Origin of the sequence: Thermomonas sp. (assembly GCF_019104945.1) — a bacterium.
Taxonomy (GTDB): domain Bacteria; phylum Pseudomonadota; class Gammaproteobacteria; order Xanthomonadales; family Xanthomonadaceae; genus Thermomonas.
This window is the reverse complement of record NZ_JAHRWW010000030.1, coordinates 1-18,243: the sequence shown is the minus strand read 5'-3', so window position 1 is coordinate 18,243 and position 18,243 is coordinate 1. Positions and strand designations below refer to the sequence as shown.

Below are 18,243 nucleotides of genomic sequence, written 5' to 3'. Positions count from 1 at the left end.
GGCTATTTGCGGCCAATTTAGCCGGGCTTGCGCACTTCGCTTGGGCTTTGCCCCTGCCAGCGTTTGAACGCGCGGCGAAACGTGCGGATGTCGGAAAACCCCAGCCTACGCCCTGCTTCGGCTACCGTCACGCCCTGCTCTAACAACGCCTGTGCTTGCTCTGCGCGCACCTGGTTATGCAGCGCGCGGAACGATGTATCGGCTTCTTCCAAGCGTCTGCGCAGTGTGCGCGCACTTAAATCCAAAGCCTGTGCAAGCTGCGCCACCGATTGCGGCGCCGCCGCGCCGCGCCCCAGCAGGCGCTTCACCGCCGCCACTGTATCTAGTACCCCCTGTCGAGCGTGCTGTTCAAGCTGGTCTTTCAGTGTCTCAAACAGGGCTGGGTTCGATTTCGGAAGCGGTTGCTTTAACGCGGTTGCATGGATAAAAAACGCGTTTCGCCCCGCATTAAACTGCGGCATACAGCCTAGAATCTGGGCATAGCGCTCGCTATGCGCAGGCGGCGGATACGATAACTCCAACGCCTGCAGCCGTAGCGGCTGCATCAATTCGCGCCGAAATAATTCCAACACACTGGCTAAAAATTCTTCCAGCAAAAACATCACCACTTGCGGGTCACGCAGACGCGGCCGCAGCTCTACTGTGATTCCTGCGCTGTCCGATCTCGCTTCAATATCCAAAAGCGCGCCACCGGCTGGATGAAACCGCACCCCTAGCGTAATCGCCTCGTCTAACGTGCTGGCCACCGCCATCACTTGACCAAGCAAACCAAAGCTGGCGAGGTCTTGACCCACGCCCACCTCAAACCCCAAATCTGCGCGGCCACTTAGCTGCAGTGCGCGGCGAATCATACGCCACGCCTGCCGATTGGACACCAGCACGCCGCGCTTCAACTCCGCCAAATCCACCCCAAGCCCAGCACACAGGCGCACCGGCGGAACCCCCAGTGCTGCGGCACGTTGGCATAAATTAACCAGCAGATACGGCAGGATCTCCGGTGCGAATTGGCGGGCATCTAACTTTCGGCGCGACATAGAAAAGAAATTACCCCAAGCCCTAGATCGAATCCATCTGCAAATGTCAACGAGGTGAAATTTTGCGAAACCATGTACACTAGGCGGCTCAAATCTATGGTGGCCCCGTCGGCCCCTCGCGACGCTAGGTCGAAAACTCCGCCAGGGCCGGAAGGCAGCAACGGTATCGACTGATGCGGGCGCCGAGGTCAGCCGGCGGGGCCACCGCCTTTTCAGACGTTCTTCCTACTTTGCGCTAGTAGCCGAGCTTCCACGCAGCGTCGTAGCCTGCGCGTAACTGCGCAAATTCTGCATTCACCTGCTCCTGACTTCGCGGTCCACGCAGCTTCTGCAATGAACGCAGCAGACGTTGCAGGTTTGCCTCACGCCAGCCCGTCGCGGGTATCCGCAAGCGCGAACGATCAAAGTCGATCATCCAACCTCGATTTTCTTCATCAAACAACAAGTTATGTGCATTGAGATCCGCATGATCCAGCCCAGCGCGATGAAACTTGGCCACCAGCTGCCCCGCCAGCTCCCACGGCGCATTCCCCTCAGTGGCCAGATCAGCCAATGCACGCACGCCCTGCAAACGTTGCATTAAGATCGCCGCGCGGTAGTGCACCCCTTCGCGCCGATACCACGCTGCAAACGGCAGCGGCACCGGTAGTTTTTTTGCGCGCAATTGCCGTAACAAGCGGAACTCGGCAAAGCTACGCACCCGATCGATGCCTTGCCATAGATGACGGTCGTAGGTAAACCTTGCCATCAGGCCGCCACGCAGGTAATGACGCAAAAACGCATCACCTTCATTAAACTCAACGAACCACGCCCCTCCGCGCCCGCCATTTCCCACACGTTGAGCGGCATCTCCCCAATGTGCGGGATCGAACCATTCTGGCTCGGGTTGCCGTAAGTGGGTGCGGTCGAACAAAATCGCCCCGTAACCGCGTTCATCTCGAAACGGCGTCAGGTGTTCGTTGGCGTCGAAAGCGGTCATCCCTTTGAGTGTAGCAATCACGTGAAAAATTCCCAGCCCCCCCGTTCCATTTGCCTGCTTCGCCTATCCGCACTTGGCGACGTCACTCATGTATTGCCGCTGATCCATACCTTGCAGCAGGGCTTCCCCGGCGTTGAACTTACCTGGGTGATTGGTAAAGGTGAGCACCGCCTGCTGGCTGGCTTACCCGGCGTGCGCTTTGTGGAATACGACAAAAAGACTGGGCTTGCCGGCATGCGCGCACTACGCCGGGAGTTGGGTCAGCGCTTCGATGCGCTTTTACAGTTGCAGGTATCGGCACGCGCCAATCTGCTATCTGCTTTTATCCCAGCGCGGCGCCGCGTTGGCTACGACCGCTCGCGCAGCAAAGAGGGCCACGGCCTTTTCATTAACGAACGCATCCCTGACCGCCCCGGTATCCACGTGCTCGACGCGATTGGCAGCTTCTGCGAGCCGCTTGGCCTGACCCGTGAGAGCGTTATCTGGAATCTCCCCGTTCCTGATGACGCCCACGCTTGGGCGCACGCACAATGGGCAGACGATGGCCGCAAAACGCTGATGATTTCCCCTTGCTCCAGCCACGCCCTGCGCAACTGGCGCGCCGAACGCTATGCAGCCCTCGCCGACCACGCCACTGCACAGGGCTGGCGCATTGTGCTGTGCGGCGGGCGTAGTGAATTGGAGCGCCATACCGGCGACGCGATACTGGCTGCCATGAGTACACGCGCGCAGCCCCTCGACCTCATCGGCAAAGACACACTCAAGCAGCTCCCCGCCCTACTTGCCCGCGCCGATCTACTAGTAACACCCGACTCTGGCCCCATGCACATCGCCAACGCCATGGGCACCAAGGTATTGGGCCTACATGCTGCGACCAATCCGCATCGCAGCGGCCCGTATTCCGACCGCCGCTACTGCGTGGATCGCTACGACGACGCGGCGCATAAATACCGAGGTAAGCCCGGTAGCGCGATGAAATGGGGTACGAAGATCGAAGCCGAAGGCGTGATGGACCTCATCACCGTGGACGACGCCATCGCCGCCTTCGAACGCTACCGTTCCGATAACAGCTGATCAGGCCCCTGTTCCGGTGCCGTAGTCCTGATATGACTTTTCTTCCACATACGCCGAACCCAGCGCGAGGTTGATGTCTTTCTTCACTCGCGCGCGGATATCGTTTTGAAAATACACCGAGCGCGCCAGCTGAATAAAGCCGTCGTCAAACGCCTGCGCTTTTTCCTTTAGACGGATGTCGTCTTCGATCACCCATAGGCGCTCGTTAACCGCCTTCAGCTCCGCACGTAGCGCAGCGATATCCTGCTGCGAGGCTGGATGCGCGGCCCATGTTGCATCAAGCGCAGAGAGCTCGTTACGCACATTAACGAGCTTTGCCGGGTCGCTCATGCGCTCAGACTTGATCTGAAGGATGGCGATCTTGTCGAGCAGCTCACCAAAAGACACAGGCACTTGGATTTCAGACATAGCCAACACCGTTGAAAGAATGGCTCAGTGTACATCGTGTAAAAAAGTGTTGACAAATACGCCAAATATCCGGAAAATGCGCGGCTCACCACCGGCCCAGGTGGCGGAATTGGTAGACGCACTAGTTTCAGGTACTAGCGGGTAAAACCGTGGAGGTTCGAGTCCTCTCCTGGGCACCATGCATTTAGGTGGCAAACTCTAAAACCCCGCCCTCAAGCGGGGTTTTGTTTTTTATAAACACACACCTGAGGCGGCCATCAAGCAGTGTTTCCTGCAGCCCGCGGAGACAGAAACTGTCTGTCTTCCCGCCACCGCGCGACTGACTATTCTTGAATTAAACCTACTCCTGCGACCACAACCAAAACGTCGCACCATAATCACTGCTCTCGATTGCCGGAAACACCTCGCCTTCCACAAACCGACGGCGTGAGTCCAATTTGGCTGGGGTGTACCACCAGCCCGTGCGTGGGCAAGGCTGACCAGCGGGTACGCGCTCAATGCGAGCTGACGCAGAATCCCCTTGAAGCAAGTCAGCAAGTGGGTCATCCACGAACTCGCCGGGTACGCGTTCGACGAGTGTCCAGTGGGTGGGGCGCCGCTCGGTGAGGGCGTACTCGTCATACTTGACTCCATCCTCATCAAAACTCTCATGTATGCGGATCAGCACCTCAGCTTCTAGGGCCTCGTCGTCCTTAATTAGCAGCGTGGCGCACCCCTGATCTACATCCGGCAGGTAAATGCCGGTCTGCGGCACAGGATCACCCGTCTTGACCTGAACGGCAGGATTGAGCCGATAACGTGGCCAGCGTTCCGGCGGATTGAGCGGGCCGCGACTTTCGTGATAGCGCGTCGTGAGTTCCGTGGCCGCCCATTGTGCTCGAATCGTGAACTCAATGTTCCCGGTATGCGCCATTGCAGCCCTCAAGAGTTCATCGTATTTCCGGTCTGCGTCCGGGATCACACGCGCCACTGATGGTTCATCCATCCATGCCGACGAAAATTCGGCCGCACCACGGTTGTCGCTTCTGACCTGAGAAGCCGCACCCAGCATCTGTAAGTCGCCATGCGTCACTCGGATGTAGGCGCTGAATAGGTCATCGAGGGTACTACGAAAGTTCGGCAATACGCGCTCCCCCCAGACGATATCTGGCTGAAACTGCAACCTGCGGCTACGGTAATCCGGTGGTAGCTGTTCCATGAACAATTGCAAGCAACGCTCCACATGGCGCACAACGGCCTCCCAGCCATCGCGTACCGGCAAAAAATACTCTTTGCTACTGTAGCGTTCTAGTAGATAGATTTCTTGAGGTATCAAAGGTGTCGACATGGCTTATTTCTTGTCCGGGGTATACCAATGGTTAGTGAGTACGGGGACGCCGACCAGATCGACACCCTCGCCAAAGTTGCTGTAGCCCCAACCTGTAGAATGGCGTTTGCTTATGTGTTTGGGGTCGAGGTGATTTGGATCGAGCACGATCTGCCGCGCACCGCCCTGCAGTGAATAAAGAGGCTTTTTATTGGCATCCAGATAATTTTGCGAAGCTACTTGCCCCTCCCATGCCTTCAATGGCTTTCCCGGCGGCACGGTGTAGGTGACATATTCGCCATTGGCGTTCCAATGGGCCTTGACCGCGAAGTTGCGTCGCCAGTCGGCCTTGCTACGCAGCTTATCGAACTCGGCCTTGGTCATCCAGCAATGGCTATTATCGGCTGATGCGGGGTCCACAATGCGATAGAGCACCGTACCTGGAGGGTACGTCACATCATTAATCGTGCCGTGAAAGCTGGCATAGGCGGCATTTAAGGGTTTTGGTGCGGAGTCGCCGATATCTGGGAAGCCTGCTTTTTGCTTTGGCGCAGCGCGCCTGGCATTGAACTTCCCTTTCCCCTTATCCACCCAAGCGGGCCGCTTCTTCTCAAACTTGCCAACTTCTTCGGCATCGTTGCTCAAGCGCCTGAAATGATGCGGGTTGAGTGTGTCTGTGTGCGCGGGATATTTCATCTCCGCTTCCAGCTCCAACCGCTTGGCCAAACGGTTCAGCCAGTTCTGCACCGGCGCCAGAACTTCAGCTAGCTTCGCGTGAGCCAAATTGCGAACGTGCATGACCTTGCCTAACAGGTGCACAACATCCTCGCCCATGGCGGAGGTGCCCCATTTTTTGATCATGCCGGCAAAATCGCGGAACACGGCGATGAGCCTGTCAAATTGCCCCACTAGCTTGCTGGCCGTCAGGCTGCCACTGAGCTTACGCACCAGTTTTGCCAGCTCTTTGTAAGGATTGAACCACTTTGCCGCCTTGATCGCTTTGCGCACTTCCGGACGCGCCATAAATTCGTTTAATTTACGGATACCAGACTCGACGAAGGGCGCACTAACCTTCCATAAATTCGAGTCAAAAGCGCCCGTACCTGCGTGCACGAACGCCTTACGGCCATAGGCCGACAGCACCTTGAAGCAACCTTTGAACAACGAGCCAAATTCCGGGATACAGCCGATTAGGGTCACACACAGCAGCACCCAAGCCCACTTATTCGTAGTGTCTTCATAGACCTTTCGGCAACTGGCAATCAGATCGCGCACGTCACAGAGCTGATCGACGCCCGGAATCAAGGATATCACCGTACCCGTAATGACCTGCGCGGTAGATTGTTCTTCTGCGAAGTCGCCTTGCAGCACCTCCCAAATCCACTGTGCGGCCGCACTGAGCTTCTGCTTGCCACTAGATACCCATTCCCCTGGCGCTGATTTAAACCAAGCCAGTGCATTTTCAAGTTCGTCCCAATCCATGGCCTATCCTTAACCCAGTTTTCTGCGCGCAGCTGCAATGACGCTCTTCCACGGTTCCCAAGGTTTATCTTCCAGAGGCTCCGGGAATTCGTATTCAACGCGCTTAGCATTTTTCGGCACACCTTCATGGCTGGCCTGTCCGTTGTCATCCAACTTCCCGGAAATCACAGTCCCATCTTCGAAGAAAATTTTGTAGGCCTGCCCGGCAAAAGGCTCATCATCGAAATCACGGTGGCTGATTTCGATCCAATTCGTCCATTCACCCGTCGGTAGGAACGGTTTCTCCACGCTCATCGAAGCCGCCCCCATCCACTCTTTCCTCGCCGCCTTGAACTCAATCGTTCCCGGTGCGCCCAGTTCGATGTTGTCGCCTTCAATCTTGATGTAGGCTCCAGTTGCGGTGGCGAGGAAGTGTTTGCTGGGGGCGTTGATTTCAATATCGGCTTCGGTGCTGGCCACGCGCACTTGGGTTTTGGCCGCAAGACGAGCGATGTTTTTATGGGCGCGGGCACTGACTTTGTTTTGTGCGGCGTGCAGGGCGATGCCGCGTTCTTGGTTGGGGCTGTCTTTGGGTGCTTTTCCGCCCACGGTATAAAGCACCAGCCCGTCGGCGGCACTGATGCTGAGACTGCCTTGCGTCATCCAATTGATGGAGGTGGCGGTAAGCACGGTGTCGGTCCCTGAGATCCAAGTTTGATCTGCAGGTGTTTGACTCAGCACACCGGCCTGCCCGCTGCCCACTAGATGTGGGGCGCTCCAGCCAAGGGTTTGCCCATCGCCGCCGGGGATGGCGGTTTTACCGCTGCGCCATGTGCTGGCAAGGGTATTGCGCAGGCGCTGCTGTTCTTTATCGGCGGGCAATGCGTCCGGGTCTTCGGGTAGTTGGGCACGCTGGGTTTTGGCGCTTTCGGCCAGCGTTTGCAGCAGGCTATTGGCCTGCTCCAGTTGGCTCATGCCACTGGGAATGGCCAGTTGCGGGCTACCGGGCTCGGTGGTGAGTAGCAGCCCCTGCCCCGCGCGCAGGCCGCCATAGGCGTGGCTGGCCAGTTCCACTCCATAGCCGCGTTCGCCTTCGCGCACGTTGTCTTGCCCGCCTTTAAGATGCCCCAGCGTCAGCGTTGTGCTCTCTTGGGTGGTGGAAAGCTGGGTGCGGCCTTGCTCGGGAGTGTCGTCAAAACGTAACTGTTGATACCCCCCGCTGCCATCTTGGCTTTGCGCCAATGCTTGGGTTTTGATGCCGGTATACACCGCAGCGTGTTGATTGCCTTCAAACCACGCGGCGGCGTTGCCGGTGGCCGTGGCGCGCCCGCCAGCCACTTGGTTGTGCTGCGCATCCTGCTGCCCGCGCCCGTTGTATTGCGCGCCCACCAGCACCGGGCGATCAATATCGCCTTCAAGAAAGGCCACTAATACTTCTTGCCCCTTGCGCGGCAAAACCACACCGCCCCAGTTGTCACCTGCCCACGGCGTGAGTACGCGCACCCACGTCCAAGCGTCTTGATTGGCCGGGGCGTTATCGTCACCGCCGGGGTGCGCTAGCGCATGACTGGCATCACCGCCGCGCTGCCACGGAAACTGCACTTTGATGCGATGATCGCGATCGGTAAGGATGGGGCCGCCGTCGCTCACCACAATCGCGCTAAGTGCACCTTGAATGCGCGGTTTCGGATGCAGATAGCGCCCCGCTGCATCCGTGGTCTGTGGGCGGTAGGCGCGTGCTAACGGCAGGCAGGTAAATTGGTTGTCGTAAAATGTAGTGGCTGGGCTTGCCAATGCGGCAGTGTTCGACAAGCCGACCAGCTGTGCGGAAAGAGTGGCCGGGGCAACACTGGCTGGGCCAAGTAGTTGCTCCACCGCATCGAATACATCAGCCTCCAAATTGTTGCGCGCTTGGTGACGCACCGAGAGGCACATAAACGGCGTATCACGCTCTACCTGTGGGTGTTGATCCAGTGTGAACTGCGCCCCCGGTGCGAGCGCGCGCCACTGCCCGCGCCCTTCAAATAGATGCGCTTCGACGCGCTGCGCTTCTAAATGCTGCTGCGCACGCCCTTGGCCACGCGCATCCGTTTGCCAGCCATAGGGGCCGCAGGTATCGGTATCGCAAATGCCAAAACCATCTCCTTCACCCGCCTGCGCAGAGGCCTGCATGCGGCGCGTGCTTCGATAGTCCCATGTGCTGCGTTGCAGTTGGCTCACGCGCCATGTGTGCGCGTCTTCCCAATGCTGCACGGTATCGCTGCGTTCTGTGGCATCGCCTCGATGAAAACGCACGCGGCCTAGCGTTTTAATGTCGGCATGGTGGTCGGTCAGCACCAGTGTGTGCTGGCCAAAATTGGCGCCCTCGGCCTCACCTTCGTGCTCAAACCACGTATAAACCCCCTCCTCTGCCAGCAATCGCTGAACAAAGGCGAGATCCGTTTCTTGGTACTGTGTCGTTAGGCTGCGCGTGGCAAAACGGCTGGCGTCTTTAACCGCCCAACGCCACGCGGGTGTAAGCGCGCCGTAGTCGGCAAAAATATCTTCAATGATCTCGACAACAGTTTTATCAAGAAAGACATAGCTATCTACCCGCTGCGATAAAAACGCTAGCCACGGCTGTAGGCGCAGCTGATAGCGGGCAAGGCCGCCATTGCTGCCCACACACTCTGCCGACGTGATGCGCCCATGAAAAGGACGCAAACTGCCGTCGGCCTGCTGCAGTTGTAGCAGTGCCGCTTGGCCAACTAGCGGAGCAAGGTCGAGCCCGGCATCGACAGACAACGCGCCGATCTCCCACTGGAAGCCCAGCCCATCGACCTGCTCAATACCGCTCAGAGTTTCTGCAACAAGTACTTCAGCGCCTAAGCTCGTATGCAGCCGCAGGCTGCGCTGCGCGTGCACCGGCCCTGCTAGCTGCGCCAGCAGGCTATTGATTCCTTCCATGATCACCTCTGCAGCGCAGTGACATACCGCCGTTGTTCGCGTTGTGAATTAACCCACTTGCACAATGTTTTCTAAACGCAGGCGCGCACCTTCGCTGATGCACAGACGATAGTCGCGCCCTGCAGAACCGATCTGCACTTCGCGAAGATTGCTGGCTAGTTTTGGGCGGTCCAGTGCTGCGGTTTCCATATGAATCCGCCACGGTGCACGGGCAAGCTGCACCGCCAGCTCGCGCGCTTCGCGGCGCACGGAAGGAATAGCAGACTCTAAAAGATCAAGCACATGTTCTGGCTGCAGGCGGTTCCAGCCGCGCACATGATCCAGCTCACGCTCAAGGCCTTGTGTGACGCTGCTGCAATGCGCCAATACCTGGGCGCGCTCTACTCCAAAATATTCCATCGCTCTCGCTCCTTTTGTTGTTGTTAAAGCACGTTGTATTTGAATTCGCCTTTTTTATTGGCGTTAACTTTGACGGCGCTAATGGCATTGCCTTCGGCCATTGCGGCAAGCACGCTATCGGCCACCTCTGGCAGTAGCGTTCCGTTCAAAATATGGTCGACATTGCGGGCACCCGAATCCACCTCGGTACAGCGCGCCAGTACGGCATCCACTACGCTTTCTGTCCACTCAAAACGCGCCTTGTGGTTGGCCTGAATGCGCGCACGAATACGACTGAGTTTGAGATCAATGATTTGCGCCAACACGGTGTCGCTAATGGGGTAATAAGGCACTACCTTCAGCCGACCTAAAAAAGCCGGCTTGAAGTGCCGTACCAGCACAGGACGCAGCATCTCCGCAAGAACGTCAGCATTCGGAATCTCTGCTTCTGGCTTGTTTAGTGCCGCCTGCATGATCTGTGCAGAACCGACATTTGAAGTAAGGATGATCAGCGTATTGCGAAAGTCGATCTCACGCCCTTCTGCGTCGTCCATCACGCCCTTATCAAAGACTTGGAAAAACATTTCCAGCACATCGGGGTGGGCTTTTTCGACCTCATCCAGCAACACCACGCTATACGGGTTACGGCGCACGGCTTCAGTCAGTACGCCACCCTCGCCATAGCCAACATAGCCGGGTGGAGAACCTTTCAACCCCGACACACTATGCGCTTCTTGGTACTCACTCATATTGATGGTAATGAGCTTGCGCTCACCACCGTACAAAATATCCGCAAGCGCAAGCGCGGTTTCGGTTTTGCCAACGCCCGATGGGCCGGCAAACAAGAACACGCCGCGCGGTTTATTCGGGTCTTCTAACTTGGCGGTGGCGGTACGCACGCGCTGTGCAATGGCTTCTAATGCGTGATCTTGGCCAATGACGCGCTCTTTAATGGTTTCTGTCAAGGTGCGCACAGTGCGCAATTCGTCCTTCACCATGCGCCCAAGGGGAACGCCTGTCCACGCCGAAACGATCTCTGCCACAACCATGCCATCGACCTGCAGCGGCACCATAGGCGTTTCGCCTTGCAGCGTGCGCAGTTCTGCTTGCAGCGCGTCAAACGTTTGCTGCTCTGGCGATAGTTCAGGGTGTTTCTGCTTCCCTGCTTTACTACGCTTGCTTGAAATGGCTGCCGAAGACTCAACGACTTCAAGCTCCGGCTCCTGCATTTCTAGCTGTTGACGTAGCGCTGAAATCCTTTCCGCCAATGAGCGTTCTTGCACCAAGCGCTTCTCGTTGCTGGCCAGTATGGCCTGCGCTTCGAGCTGTTTGGTATGCAGTTCGGCCAAACGTTCCAAATGCGATTGGCTCCCCGTTGCGCTCTCACGCTGAAGGGCTTCAATTTCTGCCTGAAGACGCAACTGATACTTACGAGTGTCATCAATAATCGCAGGCGTTGCACTCTGGCCAAGCGCCACTTTTGCACACGCCGTATCCAACACACTCACGGCCTTATCCGGTAGCTGGCGGCCGCTGATATAACGATGCGACAGACGCACCGCTTCGGTAATCGCTTCATCAAGCACGCGAATACCAAAGTGCGATTCCATCAGCCCCACCATGCCGCGCAGCATGGCGGCGGCAAGCTCTTCGGTGGGTTCTTCCACTTTTACCACTTGGAAGCGCCGCGCCAAGGCCGCATCTTTTTCAAAATATTTTTTGTACTCGCCCCATGTGGTTGCGGCAATCGTGCGCAGCTCCCCTCGGGCAAGTGCAGGTTTGAGTAAGTTCGCCGCATCGTTTTGCCCAGCACTCCCCCCCGCGCCGATCATGGTGTGGGCTTCGTCAATAAATAAAATGATGGGGTGCGGGCTTTTTTTCACCTCATCAATGACGTTCTTCAGGCGGTTTTCAAACTCACCCTTCACGCTAGCACCGGCCTGCAGCAGTCCCATATCCAGTACGTGCAGCTCAACGCCTTGCAGCACTTCGGGTACGTCTTGCGCGGCGATCATTTGCGCCAAGCCTTCAACTACCGCCGTTTTACCTACACCGGCTTCCCCCGTAAGAATGGGGTTGTTCTGCCGGCGCCGCAGTAGGATGTCGATCAGCTGGCGGATCTCGGTATCACGCCCTATCACAGGGTCAATGTTCCCTTCGCGCGCACGCTGGGTTAAGTTGCTCGTAAACTGATCTAAGGCAGGTGTTTTAGAAAGACCGGGAGATAGCACCCCGCCGTCTTCTTGCGCTTCTTGCGCAGCGCCCGCATCGGCAAACCGTAGAGACTGGGCAGCCTCCTGCGAGCCTTCGGTCAATTTCACAAAATCGTGCTTGAGTGCTTCACGCTTGAAGCGCGCAAACAGTTTAGAACCCCGATACGCCAGCTGCGCTAAGTCCTGCTCAGTTAAAAGTGCGAGCAGCAAGTGACCGCTGCGAATGCGCGTAGTTTCAGAATCTAGTGAAGCAATCAACCACGCATGCTCAAATAATTTTGGCAGGTGTACGGAAAATACCGGTGTGCGGGTATTGCCTGTTTTGAATTGATTGATCTCATGACTCAGGTCATGCGCAAGGGCTTCTGGATCAATACCACTACGGCGCGCGATAAGCACAAAATCAGACTGCGGCTGCTCTAAAAGTGCAAGAAACAGGTGTTCGAGATCCACCTCATAATTGCCACGCGTCATGCACAGATTCGCCGCGCGCTCGGCCGCTTTACGGCAGGTATCGTCTAACTTGCTGATCAATGTTTTCAAGTTGATGCTCATACAAAAAACAACTGCTCCTTGCGTATGCAATCAATGCAATGTGTGAATGCCATAAACCGTATCTTCACGCGGCGTTTCCTGCGGCGTTGTGCACAGGTAGCTATCCCACCCCAGCCGAACACCCTGCGCCTCACTGAGCGAACATCCCTGCACGTCTTCGGCACGCAGCAAAAGCCGAACCTCGTACTCTAAAGTTACCCCAGTAAGCAGGGTTAGCCACTTGGCCAGTGCCAACGCGGCGCTTGCGCCCGGCAGAAATTGTGCGAACTGGCTTCGTTTCAACGGACCAATACGAATGCGCAGGCGTAAATCGCGTTGCCATACGCGCTCACCGGATAACGCACTTGCGCCTAGTACCGCATTGGCCTGACCAAGCCGTGTTGTTTGCGTTTTTGGAACGCGATACCACGCGCCCACAAACTGCTCGATCTGCATCTTGGCCTGAAAGTAATCGGACAGGATGCGCTGCATGAGAACCGCCGACACAGGCCGCTGCCGAACAGCACCTGCGTAATAGGCAACCGCCTGATCAAATACATCGCCATGCCCATCTTGCAAGCGATCACGCAGCTCTTCCATCCCAAGGCCAGAAAGCGCTAGCAGCAGCGGCAAAAACCGCTCCCGTCGGTCTAACTCGTACTGCAGCGCTAAGCGATGTTTCTTCCATGCGGCATAGTGCAGCGACACCATGCGCGTAGAAAAAATGTCTAAAAATGCACGCGCCGTGCGATCACGCTGGTACTGCTCACGTTGCTGCAGTGTTTCCGTATAGTGCAAAGGGAGCGCACCAGACACCCCTAAGAACCCCATAAACTGAGGCGTCAGATGAACCGCCTGCACTGCACGCGCCTGCAGTGCGGCATCGATTGCATGTTCTTCGCGCAGACGCTGCCCACCTTCGGCATAGACCTCGGTTTCCGGAGCAAGCTCGCTGGCTGGAAAACCAAGCGATAGCGTGTTACGAAACCGCACGCGCTGTGGAATCGCCTGCCCTACCGATGATTCTTGACGATGAAAGATCTGCTCCAGAATGCGCATGGCCTGGAAAAACTGAAAACGATGCGGCTGCGTCAGCAGCTGCTGCGCTACGCTAGGATCGATTCGCCGCTGCGCGCTTGGCATCGGACAATCTCCTCACCGTTATCACTGGATAGAAGCACCAGCTGCGTAAAGCTATTGGCATGCACATACAGTGCAAAAAAATGGTCCAGCACTTGCGCAAACACCGCAACACCCGTACCGACAAAATGAGCCACATCGATCGTGATGCGAATTTCAATTCCTCGCACCAAAGATGAGAAGTGCGCGCCCTGCATCCAGACGGTGCTTGGGCATTGCTCTAGTGCCACGATGCCGTCGATTTGACGCGCAGAAACACTGCTCCCCGATAGATCATACAAACGCAGCATTTCCTTCAGCGCAGGAAGCCCACTTGCGGTGAGTGAGAGCTGATTCAATGAAAGGTGTGATATCAACCGCCACTGCGAGCCTCGGCCACGCCGAAAACGCTGTGACCGCGTGGGTTTACGTAACAGTGAGATAAGCCGTGCAGGACTGCCGCCCTCCATACTGAGGTCACCCGATTGCGCACCAAACGGTAACTGATGCGGAAGATCACGGTTACTGCACGTCACTTCCAGGCTCACCACATCGGTTTGTGGTTGGACTGGGTTAAATGCAAGGTCAACGAAGCTGATTTCCATTTCAAACCCTGGGCTTTGCCGTGCCACGTCGTCATCGCGGCGCGCAACCCAATAATGCCCAGACCGCTCCGGATCTTCCCCGTGATGCAATGAGTGGAACGGCTGAAACGCATGAATCTCATCGCCATTAGGCGTCTTGCGGATTCGATGCACAGAATCTATGGAATGCACTTCATAGGCATACGCACGCCTTGAGTCTGCCACCACCGGATAATTCACCGTTCGCTGGGTTAAGCGAATCGGGTCAGCATTGAGCTTGAATAAGTTGACCACTGGAGTGCAACCAAGCCGCAAATGCTGCGGCCCCATTTCTTCAAGTACCTGCAGGCTGCCGCGCTCCGCACCCGTTGAGCGCAAAATAAGATGCACCGTGAAGCAGCGGAGCGCACCTGCCGTAAGCTCCTTTAGATCAAAATCCACAAAACCAAACTTTTCTGGAAATGCGAATAGCTCTGTCAGCAGGCGATACGCCGAATGCGAACGCTCGGGGAAATCGATCAATGCCTCTGCATCACTAAAGCCCACCGGTGCAATGGGTAGGGCATTGAGCTTGCGCCAGCGGCCACTTCCATCTACCTCGACGTAAGCGGCCTTCACCCCCAACAACATTGCATCGCGAAGCGTGGCACGAATGGATGGCTCACCATCTAAAAACACCCGTAACGGTTTTTGCTCCAACTGGGAAAAATGGGCTTGGTCGGAGAGAAGTTCAAACCCAATGGAAATCTGCCCACCACTGCCTGCCGGAAGAGATACCGCCATCGGCGTTTGTGCAATTGCTTGATAGCCAGCCGATTGCACACGAATCGGTGCCAAATCGACATCATAGGCCGTACGAAACTCACAAGGAACGCCGCGCACAGGGCGCGTTTGCAGAAGACTTCCGCGCGGCACAGTCACCGGCGCGCTGAGCCTTGCCGCAACACCTTCCATATCAAAACATGCGATGGAACACGACGGAAACGGGCGCAAATAGTGCGGGTAGAGCACATCAAGTAACGTATCTGTGAACTCGGGGAAGTCGTCTTCGATACGCTTGGAAACACGTGCACTCAGCAGCGAAAACGCTTCAATTAGGCGCTCAACGTGTGGGTCTTGGCTCCCCTCGGAAGACAGCTGCAAGCGCCCTGCGATTTTTGGATAGCGCTCAGCAAACTCTTGCCCATAACGGCGCAAATAGGCCAGCTCGCGCTCATAGTAAGGAAGCAAGTCTTGCATTAGCTGGTCAACATCCGCCGCGCGCGGCTTACTTGATACTGCAGCGTCGTAGGCTGCAGCATTGCATCAAAGCTGACAGGCTCCTGCGCAGGCTCAAGATTAAGCAAAGCACGAATGGTGAAGTGCAGCCCGCCTGCAAATTGATTTCCCGCATCCAACTGCACACTGACCTCCTTGAGGCGGCGCTCATGGCGCGAAACAGCGTGCTCAAGCGACCGACAAATGGCTGCGCGGTCTTGCGCATTAGCAAGACTCATCGCTGAAAAATCTGCTAGCCCGTAGGTCATAAGCGACTGCTTGCAGTTCGGAAACTGCTGCACGTCTTCTTCTTGAAATGCTGCACGTGAATTTAATAACCCCTCTAAGTCACGCGCGATGGATTCTTTGTAATGCTCGAGCGACAGCGTTTTATACACAGGGCCTAGCGTCGCGCTTTTAGGCGCATCGTCAAATAGCTTTTCAAACAAGCTAGGCTCGAACCCTTTTATCATCGCGGCCACTTCGATTAGTCATTAACGTTGATCCGCCCACATCGCAGCACTGGCGCGCAGGATAAAAACCGCGGCGGCATGACCGGTACCGTGCCGCCGCAGCCGTACTGCACTTAGACCACGTAGTTCGGGATATTCTTGGTGGCGCTCCACTGCGCAACCGTCATACCACCAGCACCGCCTTCCGGCTTCTGCTGCTGATAGGTCCACTTGATGGCACCAAAGCTCAACTGCACCGTTTCCATCGGCATGCCTTCCTTGTCTACCGTGGTGGTGACGCGATGAACGAGCACATTCATCAGCTCAACAAGGTAGTAGTTAATGGCATTACCATCTTTATCAGCGCGCATGAATTCAATGCGGGCTTTCGGGAAGGTGGTGCCATTTGCAGCCGCCTGATTCAGTGCGGTGGAAGCAATATCAATATTCTTGGTGATTTCGATCGGCGACAGGTTTACGCGTGCAGCGGTTGCACCACCAGAGGTGGAAGCCGTTGCCGAGCGCGGCTGCAGAAGGTCTTGCGAAAAAGTTTGGATTTCAATCCACTCTGGGTGCTTATCGTCGTGCGATTCGCCCTTGATGGTGTCGATAGTAAGAAAAGCGTGCTGCATATCTGGTCTCCTAAGTTCCGTTCTTCCGTGAGATTGAGTGCTGGGGGTTCCCAGCGATGGGCAAGACCCTCCATCCGGAAGCACTTTGGGCTACCGGGGAAGATCCACGAACAACACAATTGCAACTACAGGTACTTCAACTTCAACAACTACTTCGACAGCTACAACATCCCCTGATTACTTCTTCGTTCCCGCTGGAAGCTCTGCAACTAAGCGCAGCGATACAGAGAGCTCATCCAACTGAAAATGTGGACGAATAAAGGCTACAGCGCGGTATACACCTGGCTTACCGGGAACCTCGGCTACTTGAACAGAGGCCTCACGCAGCGGAAATTGCGCTTTTGCCTCCTGTGTGGCGTTGTCATCCAACAGAACGTATTGCGCAATCCAACGATTCAAAAATTCTTCAACATTGCCCGCCGATGCAAAGCTGCCGATCTTTTCCCGCATCATGGCTTTGAGGTAGTGCGCAATACGCGACACTGCAAACATGTATTGCAGCTGTGCCGATAACAACGCATTGGCATTGGCCGAATCGGTGTTGTACTTCTTCGCTTTCTGCGCAGACTGCGCACCAAAGAAGGCCGCATAGTCGGTGTTCTTGCAGTGCACCAACGGAATAAAGCCAAGATCGCTCAACTCTTTTTCACGGCGGTCGGTAATGGCAATCTCAGTTGGGCACTTCAGCGCCACCTCACCATCGTCGGTGCGGAAGGTATGCGTCGGCAGATCTTCCACCAAACCGCCACCTTCAACGCCCCGAATAGCCGCACACCAGCCAAAATTTTCGAAGGCCTGGGTTAACCGCGCGCCCATTGCGTAAGCACTGTTGCACCACAGGAATTTGCTGTGGTCAGCCGCCTCTACGTCCTCAACGAAATTGAACGTTTCTGCGGTAATGCCTTCGATCGGGTTGTAAGGAAGACGGCCCAAGAAGCGTGGCATGGTGAGCCCAACATAACGACTGTCTTCGCTATCGCGGAACGACTTCCATTTTGCGTACTCAACGGTGTCAAACACCTTGGCGAGATCACGCGGCTTACCTAAGTCGGTAAAGCTCTCCAATCCGAACATGCTTTCATTTGCCGCCGCAATAAACGGCGCATGCGCTGCTGCCGCCACATGCGACATCTGCTCAATGAAGTACATATCTTCAGGCTGGCGGCCCACTTGAAAATCGCCAATCAGAGCACCGAAGGGCGCGCCACCAAATGTGCCGAATTCCTCTTCATACACCTTCTTGAACAATGCACTTTGGTCAAAGTCGATCGCAGACTTGAAGTCTTTCACCAAGTCTTTTTTCGGCGCATTGAAGAGCTTGATCTTCATATTTACGCCGGTGGACGTTTGCTGACACAGGTACTGCAACCCGCGCCAACTGCCCTCTAGCTGCTGAAACTCTTTCGCATGCATGATGGCGCTCAGCTGCTCCGAGAGCATCCGATCGATTTCAGCAATGCGCGTATCCAGCGTTAGACCAAGGTTTTCTGAGACAACGACACTGCCCTGAAGAACCTCTTGTGCAAGCGCCGAAATAATATCCTTTGCACGCGCATGCTCGGATTTCGACCCGGCGACCTTGCTTTTTTCAACAATCGAATCAAGCAGGTCAAACCCTTCGTTTTCAGCTACCGGAGCAGCAACGGCTAATGCTTCTGCTGACATGCTCAAGCCTCCTGCTCTGCGCCAAGCTGCTTAAGCTGCTCGGTGTTATTGAGGACATCATTCAGTAGGTCTTCTAGCTTCTCGTTCCCTGCAATCTTGTTGCGCAGATCGGCCAGCTTAGTACGTGCCTCAAGCAAGCGGCGCAGCGGTTCCACCTGTTGCACGAGTGCGTCGGGCGTAAAATCATCCATCGACTTGAAC

The 18,243-nt window shown here is 56.1% G+C and carries 15 protein-coding genes, 1 tRNA gene and 1 other RNA gene; 3 read left to right on the top strand and 14 right to left on the bottom strand.

The genetic code is table 11. The annotated features are described in order from the left end of the window. Nucleotides 1-17: 17 nt before the first annotated feature. Nucleotides 18-1,034: an AraC family transcriptional regulator gene (locus KUL77_RS07775; protein ID WP_297145370.1), complete on the bottom strand. Its 1,017-nt coding sequence runs from the start codon at nucleotides 1,032-1,034 to the stop codon at nucleotides 18-20. 105 nt (nucleotides 1,035-1,139) lie between these two features. On the opposite strand from KUL77_RS07775, the gene ffs reads away from it, so the two are divergent. Beyond that, nucleotides 1,140-1,236, top strand: an RNA gene (ffs, locus tag KUL77_RS07770) — signal recognition particle sRNA small type. A gap of 33 nt (nucleotides 1,237-1,269) precedes the next feature. Here the strand turns inward: ffs and KUL77_RS07765 are convergent. Continuing rightward, nucleotides 1,270-2,013, bottom strand: coding sequence for a 3-deoxy-D-manno-octulosonic acid kinase (locus tag KUL77_RS07765; RefSeq protein ID WP_297145368.1), 744 nt, complete (start codon nucleotides 2,011-2,013; stop codon nucleotides 1,270-1,272). A gap of 21 nt (nucleotides 2,014-2,034) precedes the next feature. Here KUL77_RS07765 and KUL77_RS07760 point away from each other — a divergent pair, with 21 nt between their 5' ends. Then, entirely contained in the window at nucleotides 2,035-3,087 is a 1,053-nt protein-coding gene (locus KUL77_RS07760) for a glycosyltransferase family 9 protein (protein ID WP_297145365.1), read from the top strand. On the opposite strand, the gene KUL77_RS07755 is transcribed toward KUL77_RS07760, so the two are convergent. Then, the gene (locus KUL77_RS07755; protein WP_297145362.1) at nucleotides 3,088-3,495 is read right to left on the bottom strand and encodes a DUF6165 family protein; all 408 of its coding nucleotides are present in this window, start codon (nucleotides 3,493-3,495) and stop codon (nucleotides 3,088-3,090) included. 94 nt (nucleotides 3,496-3,589) lie between these two features. Here KUL77_RS07755 and KUL77_RS07750 point away from each other — a divergent pair. Further along, nucleotides 3,590-3,674: transfer RNA gene (locus KUL77_RS07750), tRNA-Leu, on the top strand. A gap of 161 nt (nucleotides 3,675-3,835) precedes the next feature. On the opposite strand, the gene KUL77_RS07745 is transcribed toward KUL77_RS07750, so the two are convergent. The 11 genes from KUL77_RS07745 to KUL77_RS07695 all read right to left on the bottom strand — a co-directional run. Continuing rightward, a complete protein-coding gene (locus KUL77_RS07745) occupies nucleotides 3,836-4,822 on the bottom strand; it encodes a hypothetical protein (RefSeq protein WP_297145359.1) in 987 nt (328 codons plus the stop codon). 3 nt (nucleotides 4,823-4,825) lie between these two features. Then, nucleotides 4,826-6,172 (bottom strand): hypothetical protein, encoded by a 1,347-nt coding sequence (locus KUL77_RS07740; protein WP_297145358.1) that lies wholly within the window; start codon nucleotides 6,170-6,172, stop codon nucleotides 4,826-4,828. Nucleotides 6,173-6,292: 120 nt separating this feature from the next. After that, nucleotides 6,293-9,208, bottom strand: coding sequence for a type VI secretion system Vgr family protein (locus KUL77_RS07735; RefSeq protein ID WP_297145355.1), 2,916 nt, complete (start codon nucleotides 9,206-9,208; stop codon nucleotides 6,293-6,295). Between the two features lie 48 nt (nucleotides 9,209-9,256). Then, nucleotides 9,257-9,607: a hypothetical protein gene (locus tag KUL77_RS07730; protein WP_297145352.1), complete on the bottom strand. Its 351-nt coding sequence runs from the start codon at nucleotides 9,605-9,607 to the stop codon at nucleotides 9,257-9,259. Nucleotides 9,608-9,630: 23 nt separating this feature from the next. Continuing rightward, a complete protein-coding gene (gene tssH / locus KUL77_RS07725) occupies nucleotides 9,631-12,354 on the bottom strand; it encodes a type VI secretion system ATPase TssH (protein ID WP_297145348.1) in 2,724 nt (907 codons plus the stop codon). A gap of 30 nt (nucleotides 12,355-12,384) precedes the next feature. Continuing rightward, nucleotides 12,385-13,476, bottom strand: coding sequence for a type VI secretion system baseplate subunit TssG (gene tssG / locus KUL77_RS07720; protein ID WP_297145344.1), 1,092 nt, complete (start codon nucleotides 13,474-13,476; stop codon nucleotides 12,385-12,387). After that, nucleotides 13,440-15,275, bottom strand: a complete 1,836-nt coding sequence (gene tssF / locus KUL77_RS07715; RefSeq protein ID WP_297145341.1) for a type VI secretion system baseplate subunit TssF — start codon at nucleotides 15,273-15,275, stop codon at nucleotides 13,440-13,442. Before tssF ends, tssG begins: the two co-directional genes overlap by 37 nt. After that, entirely contained in the window at nucleotides 15,275-15,766 is a 492-nt protein-coding gene (gene tssE / locus KUL77_RS07710) for a type VI secretion system baseplate subunit TssE (protein WP_297145338.1), read from the bottom strand. The genes tssF and tssE overlap by 1 nt, the downstream gene beginning before the upstream one ends. A 113-nt stretch (nucleotides 15,767-15,879) precedes the next feature. After that, a complete protein-coding gene (locus tag KUL77_RS07705; RefSeq protein WP_297145335.1) occupies nucleotides 15,880-16,377 on the bottom strand; it encodes a type VI secretion system tube protein Hcp in 498 nt (165 codons plus the stop codon). 177 nt (nucleotides 16,378-16,554) lie between these two features. Beyond that, nucleotides 16,555-18,042, bottom strand: a complete 1,488-nt coding sequence (gene tssC / locus KUL77_RS07700) for a type VI secretion system contractile sheath large subunit (protein ID WP_297145332.1) — start codon at nucleotides 18,040-18,042, stop codon at nucleotides 16,555-16,557. A gap of 2 nt (nucleotides 18,043-18,044) precedes the next feature. Beyond that, on the bottom strand, nucleotides 18,045-18,243 hold a 199-nt coding region (locus tag KUL77_RS07695), incomplete at its 5' end, for a type VI secretion system contractile sheath small subunit (RefSeq protein ID WP_297145329.1).